This window comes from Pseudomonas sp. SED1, from assembly GCF_034044025.1.
Lineage (GTDB): Bacteria > Pseudomonadota > Gammaproteobacteria > Pseudomonadales > Pseudomonadaceae > Aquipseudomonas.
Genome location: NZ_JAXCIS010000069.1, coordinates 16,713 through 40,077, shown reverse-complemented (window position 1 = coordinate 40,077; position 23,365 = coordinate 16,713). Strand labels below are relative to the sequence as shown.

General features: G+C 62.0%; 25 protein-coding genes. 13 read left to right on the top strand and 12 right to left on the bottom strand.

Annotation, left to right across the window (positions count from 1 at the left end; translation table 11 throughout):
• Window positions 1-102 precede the first annotated feature (102 nt).
• Both amn and SNL23_RS10965 read left to right on the top strand, forming a co-directional pair.
• A complete protein-coding gene (gene amn / locus SNL23_RS10970) occupies window positions 103-1,602 on the top strand; it encodes an AMP nucleosidase (protein ID WP_318302246.1) in 1,500 nt (499 codons plus the stop codon).
• A gap of 71 nt (window positions 1,603-1,673) precedes the next feature.
• Window positions 1,674-2,315 (top strand): pseudouridine synthase, encoded by a 642-nt coding sequence (locus SNL23_RS10965; protein ID WP_318302245.1) that lies wholly within the window; start codon window positions 1,674-1,676, stop codon window positions 2,313-2,315.
• Here SNL23_RS10965 and SNL23_RS10960 read toward each other — a convergent pair.
• Both SNL23_RS10960 and SNL23_RS10955 read right to left on the bottom strand, forming a co-directional pair.
• On the bottom strand, window positions 2,310-2,519 hold the full coding sequence (locus SNL23_RS10960) for a DUF2788 domain-containing protein (protein ID WP_026077819.1): 210 nt from the start codon (window positions 2,517-2,519) through the stop codon (window positions 2,310-2,312). The genes SNL23_RS10965 and SNL23_RS10960 overlap by 6 nt on opposite strands.
• Window positions 2,520-2,705: 186 nt before the next feature.
• Window positions 2,706-3,185 carry an Lrp/AsnC family transcriptional regulator gene (locus tag SNL23_RS10955; RefSeq protein WP_003194418.1) on the bottom strand — a complete coding sequence of 160 codons (480 nt, stop codon included), beginning with the start codon at window positions 3,183-3,185 and terminating at the stop codon, window positions 2,706-2,708.
• Window positions 3,186-3,599: 414 nt separating this feature from the next.
• On the opposite strand from SNL23_RS10955, the gene SNL23_RS10950 reads away from it, so the two are divergent.
• A complete protein-coding gene (locus SNL23_RS10950) occupies window positions 3,600-4,709 on the top strand; it encodes a DUF6515 family protein (RefSeq protein WP_076014069.1) in 1,110 nt (369 codons plus the stop codon).
• On the opposite strand, the gene SNL23_RS10945 is transcribed toward SNL23_RS10950, so the two are convergent.
• Window positions 4,706-5,599, bottom strand: a complete 894-nt coding sequence (locus SNL23_RS10945; protein ID WP_318302244.1) for a cation diffusion facilitator family transporter — start codon at window positions 5,597-5,599, stop codon at window positions 4,706-4,708. The genes SNL23_RS10950 and SNL23_RS10945 overlap by 4 nt on opposite strands.
• A gap of 15 nt (window positions 5,600-5,614) precedes the next feature.
• A complete protein-coding gene (locus tag SNL23_RS10940; protein ID WP_017476229.1) occupies window positions 5,615-6,034 on the bottom strand; it encodes a hypothetical protein in 420 nt (139 codons plus the stop codon).
• Window positions 6,035-6,067: 33 nt separating this feature from the next.
• On the opposite strand from SNL23_RS10940, the gene SNL23_RS10935 reads away from it, so the two are divergent.
• Both SNL23_RS10935 and hrpB read left to right on the top strand, forming a co-directional pair.
• A complete protein-coding gene (locus SNL23_RS10935; RefSeq protein ID WP_318302243.1) occupies window positions 6,068-6,256 on the top strand; it encodes a hypothetical protein in 189 nt (62 codons plus the stop codon).
• Window positions 6,234-8,741, top strand: a complete 2,508-nt coding sequence (gene hrpB / locus SNL23_RS10930; RefSeq protein WP_318302242.1) for an ATP-dependent helicase HrpB — start codon at window positions 6,234-6,236, stop codon at window positions 8,739-8,741. Before SNL23_RS10935 ends, hrpB begins: the two co-directional genes overlap by 23 nt.
• A gap of 156 nt (window positions 8,742-8,897) precedes the next feature.
• Here hrpB and SNL23_RS10925 read toward each other — a convergent pair whose 3' ends face one another.
• A complete protein-coding gene (locus tag SNL23_RS10925) occupies window positions 8,898-9,986 on the bottom strand; it encodes an endonuclease/exonuclease/phosphatase family protein (RefSeq protein ID WP_076014065.1) in 1,089 nt (362 codons plus the stop codon).
• 41 nt (window positions 9,987-10,027) lie between these two features.
• A complete protein-coding gene (locus tag SNL23_RS10920; RefSeq protein WP_076014123.1) occupies window positions 10,028-10,687 on the bottom strand; it encodes a YciC family protein in 660 nt (219 codons plus the stop codon).
• Between the two features lie 179 nt (window positions 10,688-10,866).
• On the opposite strand from SNL23_RS10920, the gene SNL23_RS10915 reads away from it, so the two are divergent.
• The 3 genes from SNL23_RS10915 (at window position 10,867) to SNL23_RS10905 (ending at window position 12,879) form a co-directional block, all read left to right on the top strand.
• Window positions 10,867-11,637 (top strand): DUF2076 domain-containing protein, encoded by a 771-nt coding sequence (locus SNL23_RS10915; protein ID WP_076014064.1) that lies wholly within the window; start codon window positions 10,867-10,869, stop codon window positions 11,635-11,637.
• Between the two features lie 129 nt (window positions 11,638-11,766).
• Entirely contained in the window at window positions 11,767-12,243 is a 477-nt protein-coding gene (locus tag SNL23_RS10910; RefSeq protein WP_017476223.1) for an NYN domain-containing protein, read from the top strand.
• Between the two features lie 24 nt (window positions 12,244-12,267).
• Window positions 12,268-12,879 carry a 3'-5' exonuclease gene (locus SNL23_RS10905; RefSeq protein ID WP_017476222.1) on the top strand — a complete coding sequence of 204 codons (612 nt, stop codon included), beginning with the start codon at window positions 12,268-12,270 and terminating at the stop codon, window positions 12,877-12,879.
• Window positions 12,880-13,027: 148 nt separating this feature from the next.
• Here the strand turns inward: SNL23_RS10905 and SNL23_RS10900 are convergent, their stop codons facing one another.
• Together SNL23_RS10900 and SNL23_RS10895 are read right to left on the bottom strand one after the other, a co-directional pair.
• The gene (locus SNL23_RS10900) at window positions 13,028-13,321 is read right to left on the bottom strand and encodes a DUF6124 family protein (protein ID WP_017477876.1); all 294 of its coding nucleotides are present in this window, start codon (window positions 13,319-13,321) and stop codon (window positions 13,028-13,030) included.
• A 412-nt stretch (window positions 13,322-13,733) separates the two neighbouring features.
• Window positions 13,734-14,195 (bottom strand): Lrp/AsnC family transcriptional regulator, encoded by a 462-nt coding sequence (locus tag SNL23_RS10895; protein ID WP_167665213.1) that lies wholly within the window; start codon window positions 14,193-14,195, stop codon window positions 13,734-13,736.
• A gap of 160 nt (window positions 14,196-14,355) precedes the next feature.
• On the opposite strand from SNL23_RS10895, the gene yedA reads away from it, so the two are divergent.
• Both yedA and SNL23_RS10885 read left to right on the top strand, forming a co-directional pair.
• The gene (gene yedA, locus SNL23_RS10890) at window positions 14,356-15,252 is read left to right on the top strand and encodes a drug/metabolite exporter YedA (protein WP_076014060.1); all 897 of its coding nucleotides are present in this window, start codon (window positions 14,356-14,358) and stop codon (window positions 15,250-15,252) included.
• Window positions 15,253-15,300: 48 nt separating this feature from the next.
• Entirely contained in the window at window positions 15,301-16,632 is a 1,332-nt protein-coding gene (locus SNL23_RS10885) for a DEAD/DEAH box helicase (RefSeq protein ID WP_076014059.1), read from the top strand.
• Between the two features lie 255 nt (window positions 16,633-16,887).
• On the opposite strand, the gene SNL23_RS10880 is transcribed toward SNL23_RS10885, so the two are convergent.
• Window positions 16,888-18,120, bottom strand: a complete 1,233-nt coding sequence (locus tag SNL23_RS10880; protein ID WP_318302241.1) for a TIGR03862 family flavoprotein — start codon at window positions 18,118-18,120, stop codon at window positions 16,888-16,890.
• Between the two features lie 172 nt (window positions 18,121-18,292).
• Window positions 18,293-19,213: a histone deacetylase family protein gene (locus SNL23_RS10875; RefSeq protein ID WP_076014056.1), complete on the bottom strand. Its 921-nt coding sequence runs from the start codon at window positions 19,211-19,213 to the stop codon at window positions 18,293-18,295.
• 76 nt (window positions 19,214-19,289) lie between these two features.
• Here SNL23_RS10875 and SNL23_RS10870 point away from each other — a divergent pair, with 76 nt between their 5' ends.
• Genes SNL23_RS10870 through SNL23_RS10860 form a run of 3 tightly spaced genes read left to right on the top strand, consistent with a single transcriptional unit; the run spans window position 19,290 to window position 21,354 of the window.
• A complete protein-coding gene (locus tag SNL23_RS10870) occupies window positions 19,290-19,859 on the top strand; it encodes a GNAT family N-acetyltransferase (RefSeq protein WP_076014055.1) in 570 nt (189 codons plus the stop codon).
• 41 nt (window positions 19,860-19,900) lie between these two features.
• Complete coding sequence (gene tesB, locus SNL23_RS10865) at window positions 19,901-20,770, top strand: acyl-CoA thioesterase II (protein ID WP_003215520.1); 870 nt, start codon at window positions 19,901-19,903, stop codon at window positions 20,768-20,770.
• Window positions 20,767-21,354, top strand: coding sequence for an HAD family hydrolase (locus SNL23_RS10860; RefSeq protein WP_167665218.1), 588 nt, complete (start codon window positions 20,767-20,769; stop codon window positions 21,352-21,354). The genes tesB and SNL23_RS10860 overlap by 4 nt, the downstream gene beginning before the upstream one ends.
• Window positions 21,355-21,489: 135 nt before the next feature.
• Here the strand turns inward: SNL23_RS10860 and SNL23_RS10855 are convergent, their stop codons facing one another.
• Together SNL23_RS10855 and ypfJ are read right to left on the bottom strand one after the other, a co-directional pair.
• Window positions 21,490-22,467 carry an alpha/beta hydrolase gene (locus SNL23_RS10855; RefSeq protein ID WP_318302240.1) on the bottom strand — a complete coding sequence of 326 codons (978 nt, stop codon included), beginning with the start codon at window positions 22,465-22,467 and terminating at the stop codon, window positions 21,490-21,492.
• Window positions 22,468-23,358 (bottom strand): KPN_02809 family neutral zinc metallopeptidase, encoded by an 891-nt coding sequence (ypfJ, locus tag SNL23_RS10850; RefSeq protein ID WP_318302239.1) that lies wholly within the window; start codon window positions 23,356-23,358, stop codon window positions 22,468-22,470. It abuts the gene before it with no gap.
• Window positions 23,359-23,365: the final 7 nt, after the last annotated feature.

Here is a 23,365-nt window from a genome sequence, read left to right as displayed (position 1 = left end):
TACATGTGCTGACTGACCTACCGCTTTCGCGAGCAAGCCCGCTCCCACATTATTGATCGCATTCCAATTCCGGTGTTCCAGTGCGCCAGGGATACAGGCAAGATGAACGCCTGCAAGTCAGAACACAGGATGCTTACCGTGACCGAAGCTTTTGTTGTCGTTCAAACCGCCGAAGAAGCCGTGAATCGGCTGGCGGCTCTCCATGAGCGTGCCACTGGCGCGCTCAATCAAGCCCTCAAGCGCTACCTCAAAGACCGCGTCGAGCCCGACGCCGAACAACGCGCGATGTTTCGCTACCCGGAACTTCGCCTGACCTACCTGGTGCAGGGCGAAGTCCCACAGACCACCCGGGCGTATGCCAAGGTCCAGTTGCCGGGGACCTACAGCGTCACCGTCACCCATCCTTCAGCCTTCCGCAAATACTTGCTGGAGCAACTGGTGCCGTTGATGCACGACTTCACCGTGACGGTGGAAGTGGGCGTCAGCCAGCAGAACATTCCTTACCCGTACGTGGTGGAGCAGGGCGACGAGCTCGCCGGCTCCGGCGTGACCGCCGCCACGCTGGCGCGGGTGTTCCCGAGTACCGACCTGTCCGCCGCCACCGATGGCATTGCCGACGGTCTCTACGATTGGGAAAACACCGATCCGCTGCCATTGGCGCTGTTCGATGCCGCCCGTGTAGACTTTTCCCTGCGCCGCCTGGTGCACTACACCGGCAGCGACTGGCGCCATGTGCAGCCGTGGATTTTGCTGACCAACTACCACCGTTACGTTGACCAGTTCATCGTGCATGGCCTGGAACAGTTGCGCAGCGACCCGCGCTTTATCCGCATGGTGCTGCCGGGCAATGTGATCATCGACAAGAGCATGGACCACGGCGAAGCGTCTGCCATCGCCGCGGGCGTGGTCTGGCACCGCTACCAGATGCCGGCCTACCACTTGCAGGCCAGCGATGGCCACGGTGTGACGCTGGTGAACATCGGTGTCGGCCCGTCCAACGCCAAGAACATCACCGATCACCTGGCCGTATTGCGTCCGCATTGCTGGCTGATGATTGGCCACTGCGGCGGCCTGCGCCAGTCCCAGACCATCGGCGACTACGTGCTGGCTCACGCCTACATGCGCCGCGACGGGATTCTCGACCGGGTCGTGCCGCCGAACATCCCGATCCCGGCCCTGGCCGAAGTGCAGATGGCCTTGCAGCAAGCCGCCGCCAACGTCACCGGCGAGAAGGGCGAGGAGCTGAAGAAGCGCCTGCGCACCGGCACCGTGTTGACCTACGACGACCGCAACTGGGAGCTGCGTTGGGCCCAGGAGCGACCGCTGATCAACCTGTCCCGCGCCGTGGCCGTGGACATGGAAAGCGGCACCATCGCAGCCCAGGGCTACCGCCTGCGGGTGCCTTACGGCACGTTGCTGTGTGTGTCGGACAAACCGCTGCACAGTGAGATCAAGTTGCCGGGTTCGGCCAACGCGTTCTATGAGCGTGCGGTCAGCCAGCACTTGAAGATCGGCATCGAGGCGGTGGATCTGTTGCGCACCGAACTCAACTCGCTGCACTCGCGCAAACTGCGCAGCTTCGACGAGCCGCCGTTCCGCTAAACGGTTGGGATGGTTATTTAACGGTCAGGCCACTAGCATTGTCGGTCCTGACCGTTAGATGTTCCTTTGCCATGTCCCGTCCTGCCCGTCCCGTTTCCCGCCGCCCTGGTGTGAAAAGTCCGCAAACTTCGTCGGCCCCGCGTCGTGTCGCCAAGGCGCCACCGGCTGAGCCCAAGTTGATCCTGTTCAATAAACCCTTCGATGTGCTGACCCAGTTCAGCGACGAAGGCGGGCGGGCGACCCTCAAGGATTTCATCGACATCCCCGGCATTTACCCGGCCGGACGCCTGGACCGTGACAGTGAAGGTTTGTTGCTGCTGACCAACGACGGCCAATTGCAAGCGGGCATCGCAGACCCCAAGCACAAGCTGGCGAAAACCTACTGGGTGCAGGTGGAAGGCGAGCCGACCGAGGAGCAGCTGCAACGCCTGCGCGATGGTGTGCAACTCAACGATGGCATGACCCTGCCCGCCGAGGCCCGGCAACTGGACGAGCCGCAACTGTGGCCGCGCAACCCGCCGGTGCGGTTTCGCAAAAGCGTGCCGACCTATTGGCTGGAGTTGGTTATTCGAGAAGGGCGTAACCGCCAGGTGCGGCGCATGACGGCCGCCGTAGGGTTGCCGACATTGCGTCTGGTGCGGGTGCGGATTGGTGACTGGTCGATCGACGGCCTGGATCAAGGCCAGTGGAAGGAAGTGCCGGCGCGCTTATAAGGCGCCGGACTCGATCAGGCCGATCACCACGCTTTTGATGATAAACGCGGCGACGCCCAGGCCCAGCACGAAGAACAGGATCATCGAGCCAAAACGCCCGGCCTTGGATTTCTTCGCCAGGTCCCAGACGATAAAGCCCATGAAAATGATCAGGATGCTGACCAGGCCGGTCATCATCCATTCTTCAAACACGGCGGGATCAATCGAGTTCATTGGGTGGTTTCCGGCTGAGGCAGGCGTCGATTATACGCCAGGGCAATCGGCGCGACATTGACCTGCGTCGGTCTGTGGGAGCTGGCTTGCCTGCGATTGCATCACCTCGGTGTCTCTGCAAGACCGAGTCGTTTGCATCGCAGGCAAGCCAGCTCCCACATTTGTTCCGCGCTAGCCTTAGGTGCGCAAATGGGTCAGCGGCAACTCGGTGCTGTTGAGCACCTGGTTCAGCACAAAGCTTGAGCGCACGCTGGTGACGCCTTCGATGCGGGTCAGGTGCCCCAGCAGCAGTTTCTGGTAGTGGTCCATGTCTGGCACCACCACCTTCAGTTGGTAGTCAGCGTCCATCCCGGTCACCAAACTGCACTCCAGCACTTGCGGCAAGGTGCGGATGGCGGCTTCGAAGTTCTCGAAACGCTCGGGTGTGTGTCGGTCCATGCCGATCAGTACGTAGGCCGTGAGACTCAGGCCGAGCATCTTGCGGTCGAGCAGGGCGACCTGGCGGGCGATGTAGCCGTCGTCCTCCAATTGCTTGACCCGGCGTGAGCACGGCGAAGGCGACAGGCCGATGCGCTCGGCCAACTCCTGGTTGGAGATCCTCGCGTCGCGCTGTAATTCCGCCAAAATACTCAGGTCGTATCGGTCAAGCTTGCTCATGGGGCTGGCCTTTGTCGTAACTATTGCGGCGAATTATCTATCCAGGGTTAAAAATTGCGCAAGCACTGTTTATTGACGCAATCTTCGCAATCCTCTGTCCGGGCCTGGGGCGTAAAGTTATCAACAGAATCACCGCCCGGACATACAGTCCACTGCAGCCCGCTCATACCGCCGGCTGCGGCCGCCAACCCCACAGGGTTGCCCCGGCCCCCGGGCTGCACACTGTCCACAAGACGGCGTGAGGTGAGCCAACGTCAAAAGCGTTGAGCCAGGACGAAGTTCTCAAGGGGCGACCGACGGGTCGCCCCTTTTTATTGCCTGCGAAAATACTTCTCGTGACTGATAACCTGTCGCAGAACCGGGCCCCGGTTTTCCAGTCTTACGTGTAGGCCCTAATCCGCAGTGAGGAATAGCATGAAGCGCATCTGGCGTTTGGCAGGTGTTGGTTTGCTGATGGTAACCGTTGGTGCGCAAGTGATGGCCGACGAACAGCCTCGCTCTGAAGGCGGTGGCCAGCGTGAGGAAGGGCGCCCGGGTAACAACCAGCCGCGGCCGCAGAACAACCAGCCTCGACCGCAAAATAATCAACCGCGTCCTGAAGCCCCTCGTCCCGAGAACAATCAGCCGCGTCCGCAGAACCAGCATTTCGAAAATAATCAGCCACGGCCGCAGAACGAGCATTTTGAGCGGCCCAATGGTGGTGGCCAGTGGCAAGGTCGCCCGCAAGGCAATCAGCAACAACCTCCGCACCAGGCGCCCCAGCCGGCTAATAATCTGCCGATCCAGGGCCGCCCGGATACCGTGCGCCAGACCCAGGAACCGCGTCCCGGCAACTACCAGGACATTCCGCGTCGCAACGATGGTAATCAGCACTGGCAGGCAGGCAATGGCGGCCAGGGTGGCCCCGGCCGGCCCGGCTTCAATGGCGGTGGCAATAACCACCCCAACGATCATCGCTGGCCGGGCCGTCCCGACGGGCACGGTAATGGCTGGGGCCCCGGCCCGCAGTACCGTCCCGGTTACACCGTCGACCGTTTCCCCGACCGCAACTACCGCGTGCCGTATCGTGGCCAGGACTACTTCTTCTCGGGTGGCTACTGGTATCGCCCACAAGGCCCGCGCTATGTCGTAGTGGCGCCGCCATACGGGATTCGCGTGCAATACCTGCCGGATTACGCACGGGAAGTGTGGGTGGGCAGCGCACTGTTTTTCCTTGCCGCCGGTGCTTATTACACCTACGAAGAAAGCAGCCAGCAGTACGTGGTGGTGCAGCCACCACCCGCCGCGCCAGCGCCGCAGCCAACGCCCCAAGGCAACGGGTATGACGTGGTGGCTTACCCGGCCAACGGCCAATCACCGGCGCAGGTCCAGCAGGACGGTTACGACTGCTATCGCTGGGCGGTGCAACAAAGTGGTTTTGACCCAAGGACCGTCACCTACGCCCCAGACCCGGCCGTGGTGCAAACCTACCGCCAGGCCCAAGGCAACTGCCTGAGCAGTCGCGGCTATCAGGTGCAGTACTAGGCCTTCGCGCCCTTGACCACTTCCTGCGGGTCGGCGTGCACCAGCACTTCGGCGCGCGGGTAGGCTTGGTGGATGGCATCGGCGGCTTGATCGCTGATGCCGTGGGCCACGGACAAACTCAATTCCCCCGGTAACTCCAGGTGCAGTTGCACGAACCAGTGGCTGCCGGAAATCCGCGTGCGCAAGTCATGGGCGCCCAATACACCGGGCACACTGCACGCCAGTTCCAGCATGTGCTGGCTGACATCCGGCGGCAGTTCCTCGTCCATCAGCACCGAAAAACTTTCCCGGGCGATCTGGATGGCGCTCCACAAGATGTAGGCCGCGATGCCCAGGCCAAACCAGGCGTCCACCTGATGAAAGCCGAACGCTGCCAGCACCAGCGCCACCAGGATGCTGCCGTTGAGCATCAAGTCTGAGCGATAGTGCAGCGAGTCGGCGCGGATGGCGTTGGAGCCGGTTTCGCGGATCACCCGGTATTGCAGGATCAGCAGCGCTGCGGTCAGCGCCAGGGACAGAATGATCACGCCAATGCTCAGCCATGGCGCGCCCACCGGCTCCGGATGCTGCAAACGCTGGAACGCCTGGAACGCGATCAACACCGCACTGCCGGCGATGAACAGCGCCTGGGCCATGCCCGACAGAGATTCTGCCTTGCCATGGCCATAACGATGATCGTCATCCGCCGGGCGCAACGCGTAGTGCACAGCCAGCAAGTTGAGCAGCGAGGTGACGCCGTCGAGCAGCGAGTCGGTCAGCCCGGCGAGCATGCTCACCGAGCCACTGAGCCACCAGGCGATGGTCTTGGTCACAATCAGCACACAGGCCACGCCGACGGACGCGCGGGTGGCCAGGCGCAACAGCCGGGCGTGTTCGGGACTGGTGGTCATGGGGGGAGTCAGTCCTTAAGCGGCGGGTTGCAGGCCCAGGGTGGCGAGTTGTTGAACGCTGCCTTTGAACTGGATCATGCGCGGGTCGTCCAGCGGCAGGTTATGGCCGGTTTCTTTCTGGATGATGGTTTGCAGCTTGGCGTTGTCGACCTTGCCGTCGGCGCCGATGGCTTGCTGGAGTTTTTCCGGGGCCACCTGGGCGGTTTTGCCCGGTTCGAAATAAATCGCGCCGGTGGCGAAGTCGACACCAAAGGCGATCAGGCCCGGGATCACGTAGAACAGCAGGCCGACCGCATCGAGCACGGCAATCGCCGGGTCGATCTTGCCGTCGATCTGGCCACGGCGGTCGGGGTAGAAAATCGAACCGCACGCCGTCAACTGGCTCAGCAGGGTGACGGCCAGAACACCGCCGATGACACGGGAAGCAACACGCATGGGACTCTCCTGAAATGAACGGTAGGAGCGAGCTTGCTCGCGAAAAACGTCAACGATAACGCGTACTGCCTGAATGTGCGCGGCGCTCTTGGGTTTTTCGCGAGCAAGCTCGCTCCTACAAGTGAAGGGTATGCCTTTGAGACCACCACCGGCACCCGGCAGTTCGCCGTTATACTCGCCGCTCTGCTTTGGAGCCAGTATGAATTCGTTGCCAATCGATGATGTTTTACCCGCCCTGCGCGACGCCTTGGCGACGCGCCATGAAGCCGTGCTCGAAGCACCGCCCGGCGCCGGTAAAACCACACGGGTGCCGTTGGCGCTGTTGAATGAACCCTGGCTGGCCGGGCAAACCATCTTGATGCTCGAACCCCGCCGCCTGGCAGCCCGTGCAGCGGCAGAAAGACTGGCCAGCGAGCTGGGTGAAAAGGTCGGCGAAACCGTCGGCTACCGCATTCGCCTGGACAGTAAGGTCGGCCCCAACACCCGTATCGAAGTGGTCACCGAAGGCATCCTAACTCGCCGCTTGCAGGATGATCCGGCGCTGGACGGCGTGGGTTTGTTGATCTTCGACGAGTTCCACGAACGCAGCCTGGACGCCGACCTGGCATTGGCCCTGAGCCTCAATGGCCGAGACCTGTTTCGCGGTGAGCAGCCACTGAAGATCCTGCTGATGTCCGCCACCCTGGAAGGCGAGCGCCTGGCCGGGTTGCTGGACGACGCGCCGATCCTGCGCAGCGAAGGGCGCATGTACCCGGTGCAGATGCGCTGGGGTCGGCCATTCCAGCCCGGCGAATTTATCGAGCCGCGGTTGGTGCAGACCATCCTTGAAGCCCTGCACGATGAAACCGGCAGCGTGCTGGTGTTCCTGCCGGGCCAGGCGGAAATTCGTCGGGTCAATCAGCAATTGGCTGACGCACTGGGTGATAACACCAATGTGCTGCTGTGCCCGTTGCATGGCGAACTGGACCTGGCGGCCCAACGCGCCGCCATCGACCCGGCGCCTGCCGGCCAGCGCAAAGTGGTGCTGGCCACCAACATTGCCGAGACCAGCCTGACCATCAACGGCGTGCGCGTGGTGATCGACGCCGGGCTGGCGCGGGTCCCGCGCTTTGACCCGGGCAGCGGCATGACCCGCCTCGACACCCAGCGCATCTCCCGCGCCAGCGCCACCCAGCGTGCCGGCCGGGCAGGGCGACTGGAGCCGGGGGTGTGTTATCGGTTGTGGTCCGAGGATCAACATGAAGGGCTGGCGGCGTATTCCAGCGCGGAAATTCTCTCGGCGGATCTTTCCGGTCTGGCGCTGCAATTGGGCCGCTGGGGCGTGGCGCCGACTCAGTTGGTGTGGCTCGACGTGCCGCCAACCGCCGCTTATGCACAGGCCCAGGATTTGCTCGAGCGTCTTGGCGCGTTGAGCGATACCAAGCTGACCGCCCACGGTCAAAAAATGGCCGGATTACCCGCGCATCCTCGTATCGCTCATTTGCTGTTGCGTGGTCAGGATTTGGGCCTGGCAAACATGGCCTGTGACGTAGCAGCGTTGCTGGGTGAACGCGATATCTTGCGCGGCGCCGGCGCGGATTTGCACAGTCGCCTGGCGTTGTTATCCGGCGAAGAAAAGGCCCGTGGCACCCAAGGTGGCGTGCAGCGTGCCAAACAACTGGCCCGGCAGTACCGTGGCTATTTAAGAGGCAAGGCTGAGCAACCGGTCGCTGATCCCGATCATCCGCGCTGGCTCGGCGCGTTGCTGGCGCTGGCCTACCCGGACCGTGTCGCCCAGCAACGGCGTGCGGGCGGTGCCGAATACCGCCTGGCCAACGGCCGAGCCGCGCTGTTCGCCGAAGCCGACAGCCTGATGAAACAACCCTGGTTGGTGATCGCCGACCTGGGCAGCCGCCAGGGCCAGCGCGAAGAACGGATTTACCTCGCGGCGGATTTTGATCCGGCGTTGTTTGATTCGGTATTGGCCGAGCAGGTGCGCAACGTCGACCAGTTGGATTGGGACGAACGCGAAGGCGTGCTGCGGGCCGAACGCCAGCGCAAGGTCGGCGAACTGGTGCTCAGCCGCGAGCCGCTGACCGGCCTCGACGAATCTGCCCGCAGTCAGGCGCTGGTTAACCTGGTACGGCGCAAAGGCCTCGAACTGCTGCCCTGGACTCCTGAACTTCGGCAATGGCAGGCGCGGGTGATGCTGCTGCGTCATCTGGACACCGGCAAGGCCAGTGAATGGCCGGATGTCAGCGACAGCGCCTTGCTCGCCAGCCTGGAACATTGGTTGATGCCCTACCTGGGCAAGGTGTCGCGCCTGAGCCATTTTGCCAATCTGGATATTTCCAGCTTCCTGCATAACTTGCTGCCGTGGCCGTTGCCTGCGCGGTTGGACGAGCTGGCGCCGCACCATCTGAAGGTGCCGTCGGGCTCGTCGGTGCGTCTGGACTACAGCGAGCAGCCGCCGATTCTGGCGGTGCGCTTGCAGGAATTGTTCGGGCTGGCGGACACCCCACGGATTGCCGGCGGGCGGCAGGTGGTCAAGCTGCACCTGTTGTCACCGGCAAGGCGCCCGGTGCAGGTAACCCAGGACCTGGCGAACTTCTGGCGCAGTACTTACGCCGAGGTGAAGAAGGATTTGAAGGGGAGGTATCCGAAGCATTACTGGCCGGATGATCCGTTGATCGCTGAACCGACTGCCCGGATCAAACCGAGAAAGTAAGCGCGATGAAGATCAAATGTGGGAGTGGCGGTGCGACGATTCGACTTGCTCGCGAAAGCGGAGTGTCAGTCAATGTAGATGTCGACTGACCCAACGCTTTCGCGAGCAAGCCCGCTCCCACATAAATCGGTTTTCACAGAGTATTTGCAGTGTGGCTTACTGCGCGGCGGGCAACAGGAACCGCGCAATCACCGGCAAGTGATTGGAGATACGCACCGTATCGCTCTGCCGCACCTTGCTCTCAACCTTTTTGATTCGCGAACTGTAGAACAGGTAGTCCAGCGTACGGTCCGGCCCGTCCACGGTCGGGTCATTCGGGAAGTACGTCAGCCATTTATCCCGATCAATGCCGCTGGATTCGTTGTTGCTCGGGATCATTGGGTACTTTTCCCACAGCAGATGCAGCTCACTGTCCGGCGAATATTGCCCGCGTTTACCGGCGTCCAGGCGCAGGAACTGCCCCAGGGGCAACAGGTTGAAATCCCCGCCCATCAGCCATGGCGTGCCACGGCTTTCGAATTTATCCACCAGCTTGACGGTCGCCTGCACCTGTTCCAGCACCGCGTTGTGCCCGGGGGCCGTGCCGTCCAGGCGAGTATTGAGCACGGCCAACTGGCCGCCGTCGCTCAACGGCAGGTAGGTCAGCAATAACGCGGGTTTGGCCTGGAATTGACGGCTGATCAGATTGGCGCGGGCCACCGGCAATTGCAGGCGCTCGGCGTGTTCGATCTGGTAGCGGCTCATGGTCACCAGCTTGCGGCCGACGCTGCCGAAGATGTGCAGGTCGGGCACAAAGTCGGCTTTCCAGTCGAATGCCTGGACGCTGCACGGGTAGAGGTCGGCCAGGCGCTCCTGGAGCAAGGCCAGTTGGTCCTGGTAGCTGGAAGGCTTGGCGCCTTCGTCGACTTCCTGCAACAGCAGGATGTCTGGCTGCTCGTCGCGGATCACCCGTGCCACTTCGTCGAGGCTGGCGGCCATGTCTTCAACGGTGGGGCGGTCGTCCGGGCCGCTGCCGTCTGCGGTGTCGTACCAGAACACGTAGTTTTTGCCCGCCAGGTATTGCACGTTCCAGGTCATGACCTTGAGGGCCTGGCCCGGCAGCAGGGTCGGCGCACGGGGCGCGACGCAGCGGATGGGCAGGGTTTCCTTGTCGGCAGGGCGCCAGGTCAGGCTGTAGACCAAGCCGGTCAGCAGGCCCGCGAGGATCAGCAGGCCCAGCAAGGTAATGCGCAGTAATCGGGTCATCGGCTCGGCTTATGGCGTTGCAGGACAAGGCCCGGAGCATATCACCGCACGTCGGCGTCGCCACCAATCAACATAAACAGGCGGAACAACACCACGCTGGTGAACAGCTGCAGGAAGCTTTGCGCGCTGTCCATCAGCAGGCCCAGCAGCGGGTTCGGGTCCGGGTAGACCGCCACGCTGGCGCCCTTGAGCAACCACAGTGGGGTCATAACGCACAGCAGGCACACGAGGATGCGCCAGAAATGCCCACGGGTCAGGCGCAGGCTTTCCTTCATGGCCGACAGCGCCGACATGCCCCTCAGTACCAGCAAGTATTCGGCGAAGGCCAGCACCACCATCAGCCACAAGCCCGGCAGGAAATACAGAGACAGACCCAGCAGGATCAGCAGCGTGCTGACTGCGGTCAGCAAGGCAAAGCGCGGCCACAGGGTCAGGGCCATCGCCAGCACATCCAGGGTGCGCGGCGATTCGCCCCGGGTGCGGGCGTCGAGGAACAGGATCAGCGCGCCGGTGTACAGCGGGTACACCAACAGCCCGACAATCACGCTGTAGCCGGGAAATGCATCAGGGCCGAGGGTGTGGTCGAGCACCTGTTGCAGCAGGGCCTCGAGGATCACCAATGGCAGGCACAACTGCACGATGGCACCCAGGTTGCGCTTGAAAAAGAAAAAGGAGTCGCGCAGTACGTCTAACGGATTCATCAGGGTCTTCACAGGCCGAAAAGCAAGGGCGTTACTTTAACCGATCATGAGCAGATGCAAGCAAACGTAAACCTTGCGTAAAGACCATTGAAACAATCAGTAACAGCCCCATAACTGGGTTGTACCTTGCACATCGTGCGCAAGGCGAAGATTTCTACCGGCAATCTAACGAGGTCGCCATGAACAGCGAAGAGCAAACCCTGATCGATGGACTGTTTTCACGGTTGCAGCAAGCCGAAACGGACTCAGCCCCCCGCGACGCCCAAGCTGAAGCGCGGATCAAGGAGCACGTCACTCGCCAACCGGCCGCTGCGTACTACATGACCCAGTCGATTCTGGTGCAAGAGCATGCAATCAAGAGCCTTGATGCGCAGAACAAGCAGCAGGGCCAACAAATCCAGCAATTGCAGGACGAACTGCAACAGGCCCGGTCCCAGGCGGCGCAGCCAGCACCGAGCAGTGGCGGTTTCCTGTCGAGCATCTTTGGTGGTGGCTCCCGCGACCCGCAGCCTGCCCAGAACGCGCCTGCGTCCTCCGGCGGCGGCTGGCGTGAACCGGCGCGTGCGTCGTCTGGCGGGCAACCCGCACCGCAGCAGAACTACGGTGCCCCGCAGCAGAATTACCAGCAACCACAACAGGCCCCCGCAGCGCCGATCGGCAGCGGCTTCCTCGGCGGCGCACTCAAAACCGCAGCCGGCGTGGCCGGTGGTGTGATGCTGGCAGAAGGCATCAGCAGCCTGTTCAACCACAACTCGCAACAGCCGCAAGTGGTGGAAGAAATCATCCGCGAAGAGCCGGCCCCGGCCAGCGACAACGGTAACTGGGGCAACGACGACCAGAAATTTGCCGGCAACGACAGCTGGGGCAGTGACAACAGCTCCGACAGCTTCGCCGACAGCGACTATTCCGACGACTCCTCCTCCTTTGGCGACGACGATTCCTTCGTCTGACCCACACTCAACCGGGGCGCTTCGTCGCCCCGGGCTGATTTTTCTCGGAAACTGCCTTGTGGCTGGCATACTGGCAACCTTTCCGGGCCTTTGAGTCCGGGGTCCATGCGCGTGTCATGAGGATTTGCGGTGAAAAAGATAGCCGTGTTCGCCGATGTACAAAACCTCTACTACACCGTGCGCCAGGCGTACGGTTGTCACTTCAACTACGCCGCCCTGTGGGCTGACATCAGCCAGCGCGGGCAGATTGTCGAGGCGTACGCCTATGCCATTGACCGTGGCGACAGCAAGCAGCAGCAGTTCCAGCAAATCCTGCGCAACCTTGGTTTTACCGTGAAGCTCAAGCCTTACATCCAGCGCAGCGACGGCTCGGCCAAGGGCGACTGGGACGTGGGCATCACCATCGACATCATGGACGCCGCCGCCCATGTCGACGAAGTGGTGCTGGCTTCCGGTGACGGTGATTTCGACATGCTGCTGGACCGCATCATCAACAAGCACGGCGTCGAGGCTGTGGCCTACGGCGTGCCGGGGCTGACGGCCAACTCACTGATACGCGCCGCCAGCCGCTACGTGCCGATCGAAGGCGCGTTGCTGCTTAAATAGATTTTCGACGGAGTTGGAACAGGTTTGGAACGTATAGCGGTCATCGACTTTGAAACCACCGGCATCCAGCCGAGCAGCAGCTGCCGGGCCACGGAAATCGCCGTGGTCATCCTGGAGCAGGGCCAGATCGTGGACCGCTACCAGAGCCTGATGAACGCCGGCGTGCGCGTGCCGGGGTTTATCGAGCAACTGACCGGCATCAGCAACGCCATGCTGCGCACCGCGCCGTCGGCGGAGCGGGTGATGAACGAGGTGAACGAGTTTGTCGGCACCACACCGCTGCTGGCCCACAACGCCGCGTTTGACCAGAAATTTTGGGATTTCGAGCTGGGGTTGATCCGGCGCACCCGTTTGCAGAAGTTTGCCTGTTCATTGTTGCTGGCGCGGCGCTTGATGCCAGCGGCGCCGAATCACAAGCTGGGTACGCTGACTTCATTTGCCCAACTGCCCCACACAGGCAAGGCTCACCGGGCGATGGCGGATGCGGAGATGGCGGCAAACCTTACCGCGCATCTGGCCCAGGAACTGCGCCGCACCCACGGGTTGCGGGAGTTGTCACACGAACTACTGTGCAGCTTGCAGAAGGTTCCGGCGGCGAAGATCAATGATCATCTGAAGAAGCATCGCGGGTTCTAAGGCGCTCAAGCCGAATGCCCTCTTCAACATGGCGAAGATCCAAATGTGGGAGCGGGCTTGCTCGCGAATGCGGTGTATCAGCAAACACATGTGCTGACTGACACGGCGCCTTCGCGAGCAAGCCCGCTCCCACATGAGTTTTGCGGTGTTATCGAGGCTGTAGGCAGTCCAGCGACCGATCCACCACCACCTTCGCCATCTCCACCAAATGCATCACCGCCCGTTGCTGCCCGTTCATCGGCTCGCCGGGTATCTGTGCGGTCGCCACTGCGCAATGCAGCAAGTCGGCAGCCCGTGCCAGGGCGTCTTCGAAACTCATGTTGTCGTTGAGCACGAAGGGTGCGCCGTCCGGAGCGGAGGCTTTGAGGTAGTAATCGATGGCGCGGCGGGTGAGGGGGCTGTCGCTGCAGAATTCTGGTGGATCGGGGGTGACTTTGACCATGGTGGAACTCCTTTGAGGTAAGAAGCTATCACCGTTCGCTTGCACGCGAATGAAGGTGGCAGCTGTACGCAGGTGTGCAAGACCGGGGCAAAGGAAAACCCGGCAGACCCGAAGATCTCCCGCGCACAGCCGCCATAACAGATAACGTAGGACGTTGAGGTGTAGGGCGTCTGTACATCCTTGCCAATCGGACTTGCACGTCCGGCCACCGATTGTTCGATGGCCGAGCGAGACTAGCTACCTGATCCGACGGAAACAAGGCCGTGGGATTTTCTAGGAAAGGTCCTGCAAATGAAAGGGATCAGTCTTGCTAGTCATCATAAATGTCAGTGTTGGCGATCGTTCCCACGCTCCGCGTGGGAATGCCGCCTTGGACGCTCCGCGTCTGCTCTTGAGCTGCCGAGCGGCGTGTTCAGTTGCCACTCTTCCCATTCCCCTCCAACTGCCCCAACGGCACCCGTCGTTCTATCGCGCTCGACAAGATGATCGAGGTCTTGCTGAACCCGAACTTCGCCACCCGATTGATCAAACTCTCCAACTCCGGCATCGACCCCACCGCTGCCTGCATGATCACGCACGGATCGCCGGTCACCCGATGGCACTCAGTCAATTCGGGGATTTCCGCCAGTGCGTCGTAAACCTTCTGGCTCCCATGGTTGGTCAGCCGCAGCTCAATCACACACTGAATCGGCAACCCCACCTTCGACAGGTCAACCTTGGCCTGATACCCGGTAATCACACCACTGGCTTCCAGTTTCGCCACTCGCTCAGCCACGGCGGGCGCGGACAGGTTCACGGTGCGCGCCAGTTGCGCGTAGGACGCGCGGCCGTCTTCCAGCAGGGCGCTGAGAAGCATGCGGTCGTATTTGTCCATGATAAGGCTCCGGGAACGGGTGGCTTTCGAAAGCACGGTTTATATCCTTGATAACCATGTTTTGAAAAGTGTACTGGCGCTTTAAACAGGTTTTGTAACTTATGTTTGCGGCTGGGGATTTCTAAAATAACGCTCCTTTGTCCTGCCGCAGAGCTACCCAATGCCTGGCCCACGTCGCTTTCCCTTACCGTTGATCGCTGCCTTTTTTGCGTTGTATGTGATCTGGGGGTCTACCTACCTGGTGATCCGCATTGGTGTGGAGTACTGGCCGCCATTGCTGCTGGCGGGGATTCGCTTTATGACGGCAGGCGCGCTGATGTATGCCTTCCTGCGCTGGCGTGGGGCGCCGGCGCCGACGTGGGTGCAGTGGAAGGCCGCTGCGAAGATCGGCATTTTGCTGCTGACCTTCGGCAACGGCGCGGTCAGTGTGGCCGAGCATACGGGCGTGGCGTCCGGGGTTGCCGCGTTGGCGGTGGCGACCGTGCCGTTGTTTACCTTGCTGTGTGGTTATTTCTGGGGCGCGCGTAATACCCGCCTGGAATGGGCCGGGGTACTGCTGGGGATTATCGGCATCGCCATGCTGAATATGGGCTCCAACCTGCAATCGAGCCCCACCGGTGCGGCCTTGCTGATTTTTGCGGCGGCGGCCTGGGCCTTTGGGTCGGTGTGGAGCAAGCATTTGCCGCTGCCTCAAGGTGCGATGGCCAGTGCGGCGGAGATGCTGATTGCTGGCGCCGTGCTGCTGGTGCTCAGTGCCGTCAGCGGCGAACACCTGCAAGCCATGCCACCGCTGGAAGGCTGGCTGGCCTTGGCGTACTTGACCGTGTTCGGCTCGATCATCGCCTTCAATGCCTATATGTACCTGCTCAAGCACGTGCGCCCGGCGGCAGCCACCAGCTATGCCTACGTCAACCCGGCGGTGGCCGTATTGCTCGGGATTGTGTTTGTCGGCGAGACCATCGGCACGGAAGAAGCCCTGGCGATGTTGGTGATTATCAGCGCGGTGCTGCTGATCAGCCTGCCACAGTGGCGAAAGCCGAAACCGGAAATAAGGTAAACTGCCGCGCATTGCGACCTTGCGCTGACTTTTTCCTACGGTATTACCATGACTTTCGCCACACTTGGCCTGATCGAACCCTTGCTGCGCGCCCTTGAGACGCTTGGCTACCAGACCCCGACGCCGGTGCAGGCGCAAGCCATTCCGGCGGTGCTGGCCGGTCGCGACCTGATGGCTGCGGCCCAGACCGGCACCGGCAAGACTGCCGGTTTCGCCGTGCCGCTGCTGCAGTTGCTGACCATGGAAGGGCCGAAAGTCAGCGCCAACTCGGTGCGCGCGCTGATCCTGTGCCCGACCCGCGAGCTGGCCGAGCAGGTTCACGCCAGCGTCGCCGAGTACGCCCAAAACTTGCCGCTGACCACGTACGCCGTATACGGCGGCGTGAGCATCAACCCGCAGATGATGAAGCTGCGCAAGGGTGTTGATGTGCTGGTCGCCACCCCTGGCCGCCTGATCGACCTGTTCCGCCAGAACGCGCTGAAACTCAACCAGCTGCAAACCCTGGTGCTGGACGAAGCCGACCGCATGCTCGACCTGGGCTTCTCCGAAGAACTGGCGAACATCTACCGCATGTTGCCGAAAAAGCGCCAGACGTTGCTGTTCTCCGCGACCTTCTCCGACGAGATCCGCCAGTTGGCCGGGCAGATGCTGATTGACCCGCTGACCGTCGAAGTCAGCCCGCGCAACGTCGCTGCCAACACCGTCAAGCAATGGGTGGTGCCGGTGGACAAGAAGCGCAAGGCGGAACTGTTTGTGCACCTGATGCGCAAGGGCCGCTGGAAGCAAGTGCTGGTGTTCGCCAAGACCCGCAACGGCGTGGATGCGCTGGTAGAGAAGCTCCAAGGTCTGGGCATCAATGCCGACGGGATTCACGGCGACAAACCACAAGCCACTCGCCAGCGCGCGCTGGATCGCTTCAAGAGCAGTGACGTGCAGATCCTGGTGGCTACTGACGTAGCGGCCCGTGGCCTGGACATCGAAGACTTGCCGCTGGTGGTCAACTTTGACCTGCCGATCGTGGCTGAGGATTACATCCACCGCATCGGCCGTACCGGTCGTGCGGGCAACACCGGTGAGGCGATTTCCCTGGTGTGTGCGGATGAAGTGAACATGCTGTCGGCCATTGAGACGCTGACCCGTCAGACATTGACCCGGAAGATGGAGCAGGACTTCGAACCGGAGCATCGCGTGCCGGACACCGATGCCACTGGCCAGGTGGTGAAGAAGCCGAAAAAGCCGAAGAAACCCAAGGCGTCCGGTGGCGGCAAGCGCAACCTGGGCAAGTGGGTGGAGAGTGGCGAAGTATCGGTGGCGGAGCCGTCGATCAAGCCGGTGCGCAAGGTGCCTGCGTTTAATACTGGCCCGCGCAAGAAGAAGTAAGGTCACTGTAGCGAGGGAGCGTGCTGTGGTGAGGGAGCTTGCTGTGGCGAGGGAGCTTGCTCCCGCTGGAGTGCGCAGCGCTCCCGCTTTTTTTGGGGCCGCTACGCAGCCCAGCGGGAGCAAGCTCCCTCGCCACAGGTAATAACGATCGTTCCCACGCTCTGCGTGGGAATGCATCCTGTGACGCTCTGCGTCAGCTTCAGAAGCGGACGCGGAGCGTCCAGGGCGGCGTTCCCACGCGGAGCGTGGGAACGATCAGTCCTTCAGCCACTCCAGCATGCCGCGCCCAGCCACTCGCCCGCTGGCAAAACACCCCGTCAGCAAATACCCGCCCGTCGGTGCTTCCCAATCCAGCATCTCGCCTGCGCAAAACACGCCCGGCAATTGCTTGATCATCAAGCGTTCATCCAGCGCCTCAAACGGCACACCGCCCGCAGTACTGATGGCTTCGTCCATCGGCCGGGTTTTCACCAGCGTCAGCGGCAGCGCCTTGATATCCACCGCCAACTGCGCCGGATCATTGAAATGCTCGGCTGGGGTCAATTCCCGCAGCAGCGCCGCCTTCACCCCGTCCACTCCCAACTGACTGTGCAGATGCTTGCTCATCGAGCGTGAGCCGCGTGGCTTGCTCAGTGCTGCAATCACCTTGTCCAGCGGCTTACCTGGCAGCAGGTCGATATGCACCGTGGCCGATCCATCCCGGTTGATCGCCTCACGGATCGGCGCCGACAACGCATAGATCAGGCTGCCTTCGATGCCCGTGGCGGTGATCACGCATTCACCCAGCCGAGGTTTATCGTCCGCCAACCCGATGGCGACGTTTTTCAACGGCGCCCCGGCGAATTTGCTGACCATCAATTCGCTCCAGGCCGACACCTCAAATCCACAGTTACTCGGTTGCAACGCCGCGTAAGGCACGCCTTTGTCTTCCAGCAATTTCAACCATGCCCCGTCGGAGCCCAGCCGCGACCAGCTGCCGCCGCCCAATGCCAACAGCACCGCGTCCCCGCGCACACGTTTGTCGCCCTCGGGGCTGTGGATAAGCAGGCTGCCGTCAGCATTCCAGCCCAGCCAGCGATGACGGGTGTGGATAACTACGCCTTGGTCCCGCAGGCGCTTGAGCCAGGCGCGCAGCAGCGGGGCGGCTTTCATGTCGGTAGGAAACACCCGGCCGGAACTGCCGACAAAGGTTTCAATCCCCAGCCCATGTATCCATTCGCACAACGCTTCGGCACCGAACTGACGCAGCAACGGCGCCATGAACGGCGCCCGCTCGGCATACCGCGACAGGAACGCCGGGTAGGCTTCGGAGTGGGTGATGTTCATGCCGCCCACGCCCGCCAGCAGGAACTTACGGCCAACCGACGGCATACCGTCGTACAAGTCGACCCGGACTCCGGCCTGGCTCAACACTTCCGCGGCCATCAGCCCGGCAGGGCCGCCGCCGATGATGATGACGTGTTGAGGTGAGGTTTGAGGCTGGGGCATGGGGATAACTGCGGTTCGGCAAAGTAGGCCGAGCATTCTACCCGAGGACGGCGAAACTGCCTGATCAAAAAATGAACAGCTTTCTGCAGCCCATGCAGCTTATGGCTTGCAGAGGCTTTCACTCAGGTTATCCACAGGCAGTTCCACAGCGATTGTGGGTAAGGTGCATAACTCAATGACAACCGGATGACGTCCAGACCCGCTGCGCACTGTGGTGCAGGATCCCGTGGCGACGGGCCAGGGCAGGGCGGTCTTTGCTGTAGCCACCGCCGATCACGCCGACCACCGGAATATCGCGGCCCAGGCAGTGGCGCATCACGCTTTCATCACGGGCGGCGACGCCTTGGTCTGTCAGCTTGAGGTAGCCGAGGGCGTCGTCCTTGTGCACATCTACGCCGGCGTCATACAGCACCAGGTCGGGCTGATACAGCGGCAGCAGGTAATTGAGGGCATCGTCGACCACCTTGAGGTAGTCCGCGTCGCCCATGCCCATTGGCAGCGGGATGTCCCAGTCGCTTTCGGCCTTGCGGGCGGGGAAGTTTTTTTCGCAGTGCAGGGACACGGTGATCGCGTCCGGGGTGTCGTGCAGGATGCGCGCGGTGCCGTCGCCCTGGTGCACGTCGCAGTCGAAGATCAGCACCCGGTTGACTCGCCCGTTGGCCAGCAGGTAACGGCTGATCACCGCCAGGTCATTGAAAATGCAGAAACCTGCCGGGTAATCGTAGTGGGCGTGGTGGGTGCCGCCGGCCAGGTGGCAGGCCAGGCCGTGCTCCAGGGCCTGCTCGGCGGCCAGCAACGAGCCGCCCACCGCGCGCACGGTGCGCCGGGCCAGGGCTTCGCTCCAGGGCAGGCCGAGGCGCCGCTGGTCTTCGCGGGACAACTCGCCGCTCATGTAGCGTTCGATATACCCAGGTTCATGGGCCAGGGCCAGAATCTCGGCAGGGCAGAGTCCCGGGCGCAGCAATTGGCTGTCCTTGGTCAGGCCGCTCTCCACCAGGTGGTCGCGCAACAGGCGGAATTTATCCATGGGGAAGCGGTGGTCCGCCGGGAACTCGGGGCTGTAGTCGTCGTGGTAGATCAATGGCAAAGGCATGGCGATTTCTGACGGGAACCAGCGACGGATCTTAACAGCGCGTTACACTCACGCACATGGCAAGGGAGGGGGACCAATGGAGCCGATACTGGAATTGGAAAGCGCACGCCTGGTGCTGCGCCAATGGAGTGATGCCGACCTGCCGGAGTTTGCGCGCATGTGCGCCGACCCGCAGGTGATGCGTTATTTCCCGGCCACCTTGAGCCGCCTGGAAAGCGCTGCGCTGATCGGGCGTATTCGCGGCCATTTTGCCGAGTACGGTTTTGGCCTGTGGGCGTTGCAGCGTAAGGACAGCGGCGAATTCATCGGCCTCACCGGCTTGCTGAATGTCAGCTTCGAGGCGCCGTTCACCCCGGCGGTGGAGATCGGCTGGCGCCTGGCCAAGGAACACTGGGGCCTGGGCTACGCCAGTGAGGCGGCATGGACCGCCCTGCGCTGTGGTTTCGACCGGCTGAAGCTGGACGAGATCGTTTCGTTTACCACTGAAGCCAATCTGCCATCACAAAAAGTCATGCAAGCCATCGGTATGCATTACGATCCCCTGGCAGATTTTGAACACCCCAAGGTCGCAGCGGATGACCCGGTGCGGCATCATGTGTTGTATCGCATCACCCGCGCCCAATGGTTGGACACGCTGCACGGATAAGCAGCCCGGAATGCCCAATAGATTGATGTAGGAGATGCTCTATGAGCCAAGTGTTGGAAGATCTGGTGGACCTGCTGACCCTGGAGCCGATCGAGGAAAACCTCTTTCGTGGCCGCAGCCAGGACCTGGGCTTTCGCCAGTTGTTCGGCGGCCAAGTGCTCGGCCAGTCGTTGTCGGCGGCCAGCCAGACCGTTGAAGAGGCGCGGCATGTGCATTCGTTGCACGGTTACTTCCTGCGCCCGGGCGATGCAGCGTTGCCGGTGGTTTATTCGGTCGACCGGGTGCGCGATGGTGGCAGTTTCAGCACGCGCCGGGTGACGGCGATCCAGAAGGGCAACCCGATCTTCACGTGCAGCGCTTCGTTCCAGTACGACGAAGAAGGCTTCGAGCACCAGACCACCATGCCTGTGGTGGTCGGTCCGGAAAACCTGCCGTCGGAGCTGGAACTGACCCAACAGCGCGCGCACCTGATTCCTGAGCACATGCGCGAAAAGCTGCTGTGCCCCAAGCCGATCGAAGTGCGGCCGGTGACCGAGAAAGACCCATACAACCCGCAGCCGTCCGACCCGGTCAAATACGTGTGGTTTCGCGCGGATGGCGCCTTGGCCGACTCGCCGGCGCTGCACAAATACCTGCTGGCCTACGCCTCGGATTTCGGCCTGCTGACCACTTCGCTGCTGCCCCATGGCAAAACCGTGTGGCAGAAAGACATGCAAGTCGCCAGCCTCGACCACGCGTTGTGGTTCCACGCCGACCTGCGTGCCGATGACTGGTTGCTCTACGCCATGGACAGCCCGTGGGCCGGCAATTCCCGTGGGTTCTCCCGGGGCAGCGTGTACAACCGCGCCGGGCAACTGGTGGCGTCGGTCACCCAGGAAGGCTTGATTCGTCATCGCAAGGATTGGGCATGAGCCTGAGTGATGTGAAGCATTGGGTGTTCGACATGGATGGCACCCTGACGGTGGCCGTGCATGACTTTGCGGCGATTCGGGTGGCGCTGGATATTCCGGCGACTGACGACATTCTTACGCACCTGGCGGCATTGCCTGCTGATGAAGCAGCAGCCAAGCATGCGTGGCTGCTGGAGCATGAGCGTGAGTTGGCGCTGGGTTCGGTAGCGGCTGAGGGCGCGGTGGAGTTGGTGCGGGAACTGGCCGGGCGTGGTTATCGCCTGGGTATCCTGACGCGCAATGCGCGGGAGCTGGCCCATGTGACGTTGCAGGCAATCGGCCTGGCGGACTGCTTTGCGGTCGAGGATGTGCTGGGGCGCGATGATGCGCCGCCCAAGCCTGATCCGGGTGGTTTATTGAAGCTGGCGCGAGCGTGGGAAGTGACGCCGCAAGATATGGTGATGGTCGGTGATTACCGGTTTGATCTGGATTGTGGGCGGGCGGCGGGGACCAAGACGGTGTTGGTTAACTTGCCGGATAACCCGTGGCCGGAACTCGCGGATTGGCATGCCGAAGATTGCGCGGTATTGCGTCGAATGCTCTAACCCCAGGCAATGAAGATCAAATGTGGGAGCGGGCTTGCTCGCGAATGCGGTGTGTCAGTCAATACATATGCTGACTGATCCACCGCATTCGCGAGCAAGCCCGCTCCCACATTTTTGATCCGGTTTCTTCAGGGGTTATGGAAACAACACCTTCTGCCCTTCAGGCGACGTAAACATCTTGTCCCCGTCATGCCCAACCCCCGGCACTTCAACCAGCTTGTGGCCCAACTGCGGATGCCGCTGCTTGAGGTAGTCAAAGTAGTTGTGCCCGCGAATCAAGCGATACGCACCCTGGGTTTCAGCCCCACAGCTCTTGTCCAGCGCCGGGTGATTCGGGTCGGTGTCTTGCTGGCCCAGCAGGTAAGTGACATTGCGCGACACGTACGCCTGCTCAAGCTGCTCGGCACTTTGCCCCTTGGCGTAGGCCGGCAGGTTTTGCATGCCGTATTTCCAGTCATTGAAGCCCGGGCAACTGGCCACATCGAACTTCACCGGCCGTTGCGGGCTGAAGTACGCGTAGGACGAAGGGTTGGCCACCACGTAGCGCAGGCTGATGCCTTCGGTTTGCAGTAGCGGGTGATCATGCCCGGTCAGTGCAAAACGCTGCACCACTTGGCCGCCGCCAGAATGGCCGGCTACCACGATTTCTTTCAGGTTCGGGAACAGCTTGCGGTTGCCCAGGTGCTTGATGATCTGGTCCAACGCGCCGTAGGAGCTGATTTGGCCCGGGCCGGTGGACGGCTCGCCGGCCATCCAGTCATTGCTGTTCCAGCGCAGGGTCTGGCTGTCGATCTGGTTGCGCTTGATGTCGGTCTGGTTGAGAAACTGCGGCGCAATCACCAGGGTATTGGCGTTTTGCCCTGCGGCTTCGGCGGCTTTTTCGCCGCTGCCCAGGTAGGTCATGGCGTTGCGCAGGCGGCCATGCACGATGATCAGCGCGCGGGTGACTTGAGGCAGTGGCTGGCGCCAGTCCTGGCTCAAGCCGACGCTCAGGTCGCCGGCATCCAGGTGAAAACGATCGGGACTGACCACCTTGACGCCATGCTCGGCAGCCCAGGTGGGGGTGGAACAGGTGATCAACAAACCTAACAGCAGACCCAGTCGTTTATTCATTTAAAGGCTCTTGGCGGTAAAGGTGTCGCATTGAGTGATCTGGCCCTGGGCGAAGCCGGTCTTGAACCAGCGAACCCGCTGTGCCGAGGTGCCGTGGGTAAACGAGTCAGGCACCACGCGGCCCTGGCCCTGTTGCTGCAAGCGATCATCGCCGATGGCGTTGGCCGCATTCAGTGCCTCTTCAATGTCGCCGGGCTCCAGCCAGTTCAGGCGTTTTTGCGCGCGGTTGGCCCACACCCCGGCGAAGCAGTCGGCTTGCAGCTCCTGGCGCACCAGCAGGCCGCCGTCGCCTTGCATCTGCCGGCCTTGCTGGCGGGCTGCCTGAATCTTCGCCGAGATGCCCAGCAGCGTCTGAACGTGGTGTCCGACTTCATGGGCGATCACGTAGGCCTGGGCGAAATCCCCGGCGGCCTTGAAGCGTTGGGACATTTCCCGGAAGAAATCCAGGTCCAGGTATACCTGTTGGTCTGCCGGGCAATAGAACGGCCCGCTGGCGGACGTGGCGCCACCGCAGGCGGAGTTCACCCGGCCGCGGAACAGGATCAGTTTGGGGTTCTTGTAGCTCAGGCCGTTTTCCTGGAACACCTGGGCCCAGGTGTCTTCGGTGTCGCCGAGGACGGCGCGCACGAAGTCGGCCTGTTCATCATTGGCCGGCGGTGCCTGGCGGGTTTGCGGGCTGACGGAGGGCGCTTGCTCGGTGAGCTGGCCGCTGAGTTGCCCGAGGATCTGCATCGGGTCCTGGCCGGTCAGCCAGCCGATGCCGACGATCAGCACGATCGCCGTCAGGCTCAGGCCCTTGCCGCCGCCAAAGCGCATGCCGCCGCCGCCACCACCGCTGTCATCGCGGGCGTCCACCACGTTGTCGCTGCGTCGGCCTTTTTTCCATAGCATGTGGCAA

Bases quoted from the DNA above. Each gene is read 5' to 3' on its own strand.
- amn (WP_318302246.1), top strand. From the start codon at position 103: ATGAACGCCTGCAAGTCAGAACACAGGATGCTTACCGTGACCGAAGCT.
- SNL23_RS10965 (WP_318302245.1), top strand. From the start codon at position 1,674: ATGTCCCGTCCTGCCCGTCCCGTTTCCCGCCGCCCTGGTGTGAAAAGT.
- SNL23_RS10955 (WP_003194418.1), bottom strand. From the start codon at position 3,185: ATGAGCAAGCTTGACCGATACGACCTGAGTATTTTGGCGGAATTACAG.
- SNL23_RS10950 (WP_076014069.1), top strand. From the start codon at position 3,600: ATGAAGCGCATCTGGCGTTTGGCAGGTGTTGGTTTGCTGATGGTAACC.
- SNL23_RS10945 (WP_318302244.1), bottom strand. From the start codon at position 5,599: ATGACCACCAGTCCCGAACACGCCCGGCTGTTGCGCCTGGCCACCCGC.
- SNL23_RS10940 (WP_017476229.1), bottom strand. From the start codon at position 6,034: ATGCGTGTTGCTTCCCGTGTCATCGGCGGTGTTCTGGCCGTCACCCTG.
- hrpB (WP_318302242.1), top strand. From the start codon at position 6,234: ATGAATTCGTTGCCAATCGATGATGTTTTACCCGCCCTGCGCGACGCC.
- SNL23_RS10925 (WP_076014065.1), bottom strand. From the start codon at position 9,986: ATGACCCGATTACTGCGCATTACCTTGCTGGGCCTGCTGATCCTCGCG.
- SNL23_RS10920 (WP_076014123.1), bottom strand. From the start codon at position 10,687: ATGAATCCGTTAGACGTACTGCGCGACTCCTTTTTCTTTTTCAAGCGC.
- SNL23_RS10915 (WP_076014064.1), top strand. From the start codon at position 10,867: ATGAACAGCGAAGAGCAAACCCTGATCGATGGACTGTTTTCACGGTTG.
- SNL23_RS10900 (WP_017477876.1), bottom strand. From the start codon at position 13,321: ATGGTCAAAGTCACCCCCGATCCACCAGAATTCTGCAGCGACAGCCCC.
- SNL23_RS10895 (WP_167665213.1), bottom strand. From the start codon at position 14,195: ATGGACAAATACGACCGCATGCTTCTCAGCGCCCTGCTGGAAGACGGC.
- yedA (WP_076014060.1), top strand. From the start codon at position 14,356: ATGCCTGGCCCACGTCGCTTTCCCTTACCGTTGATCGCTGCCTTTTTT.
- SNL23_RS10885 (WP_076014059.1), top strand. From the start codon at position 15,301: ATGACTTTCGCCACACTTGGCCTGATCGAACCCTTGCTGCGCGCCCTT.
- SNL23_RS10880 (WP_318302241.1), bottom strand. From the start codon at position 18,120: ATGCCCCAGCCTCAAACCTCACCTCAACACGTCATCATCATCGGCGGC.
- SNL23_RS10875 (WP_076014056.1), bottom strand. From the start codon at position 19,213: ATGCCTTTGCCATTGATCTACCACGACGACTACAGCCCCGAGTTCCCG.
- SNL23_RS10870 (WP_076014055.1), top strand. From the start codon at position 19,290: ATGGAGCCGATACTGGAATTGGAAAGCGCACGCCTGGTGCTGCGCCAA.
- tesB (WP_003215520.1), top strand. From the start codon at position 19,901: ATGAGCCAAGTGTTGGAAGATCTGGTGGACCTGCTGACCCTGGAGCCG.
- SNL23_RS10860 (WP_167665218.1), top strand. From the start codon at position 20,767: ATGAGCCTGAGTGATGTGAAGCATTGGGTGTTCGACATGGATGGCACC.
- SNL23_RS10855 (WP_318302240.1), bottom strand. From the start codon at position 22,467: ATGAATAAACGACTGGGTCTGCTGTTAGGTTTGTTGATCACCTGTTCC.
- ypfJ (WP_318302239.1), bottom strand. From the start codon at position 23,358: ATGCTATGGAAAAAAGGCCGACGCAGCGACAACGTGGTGGACGCCCGC.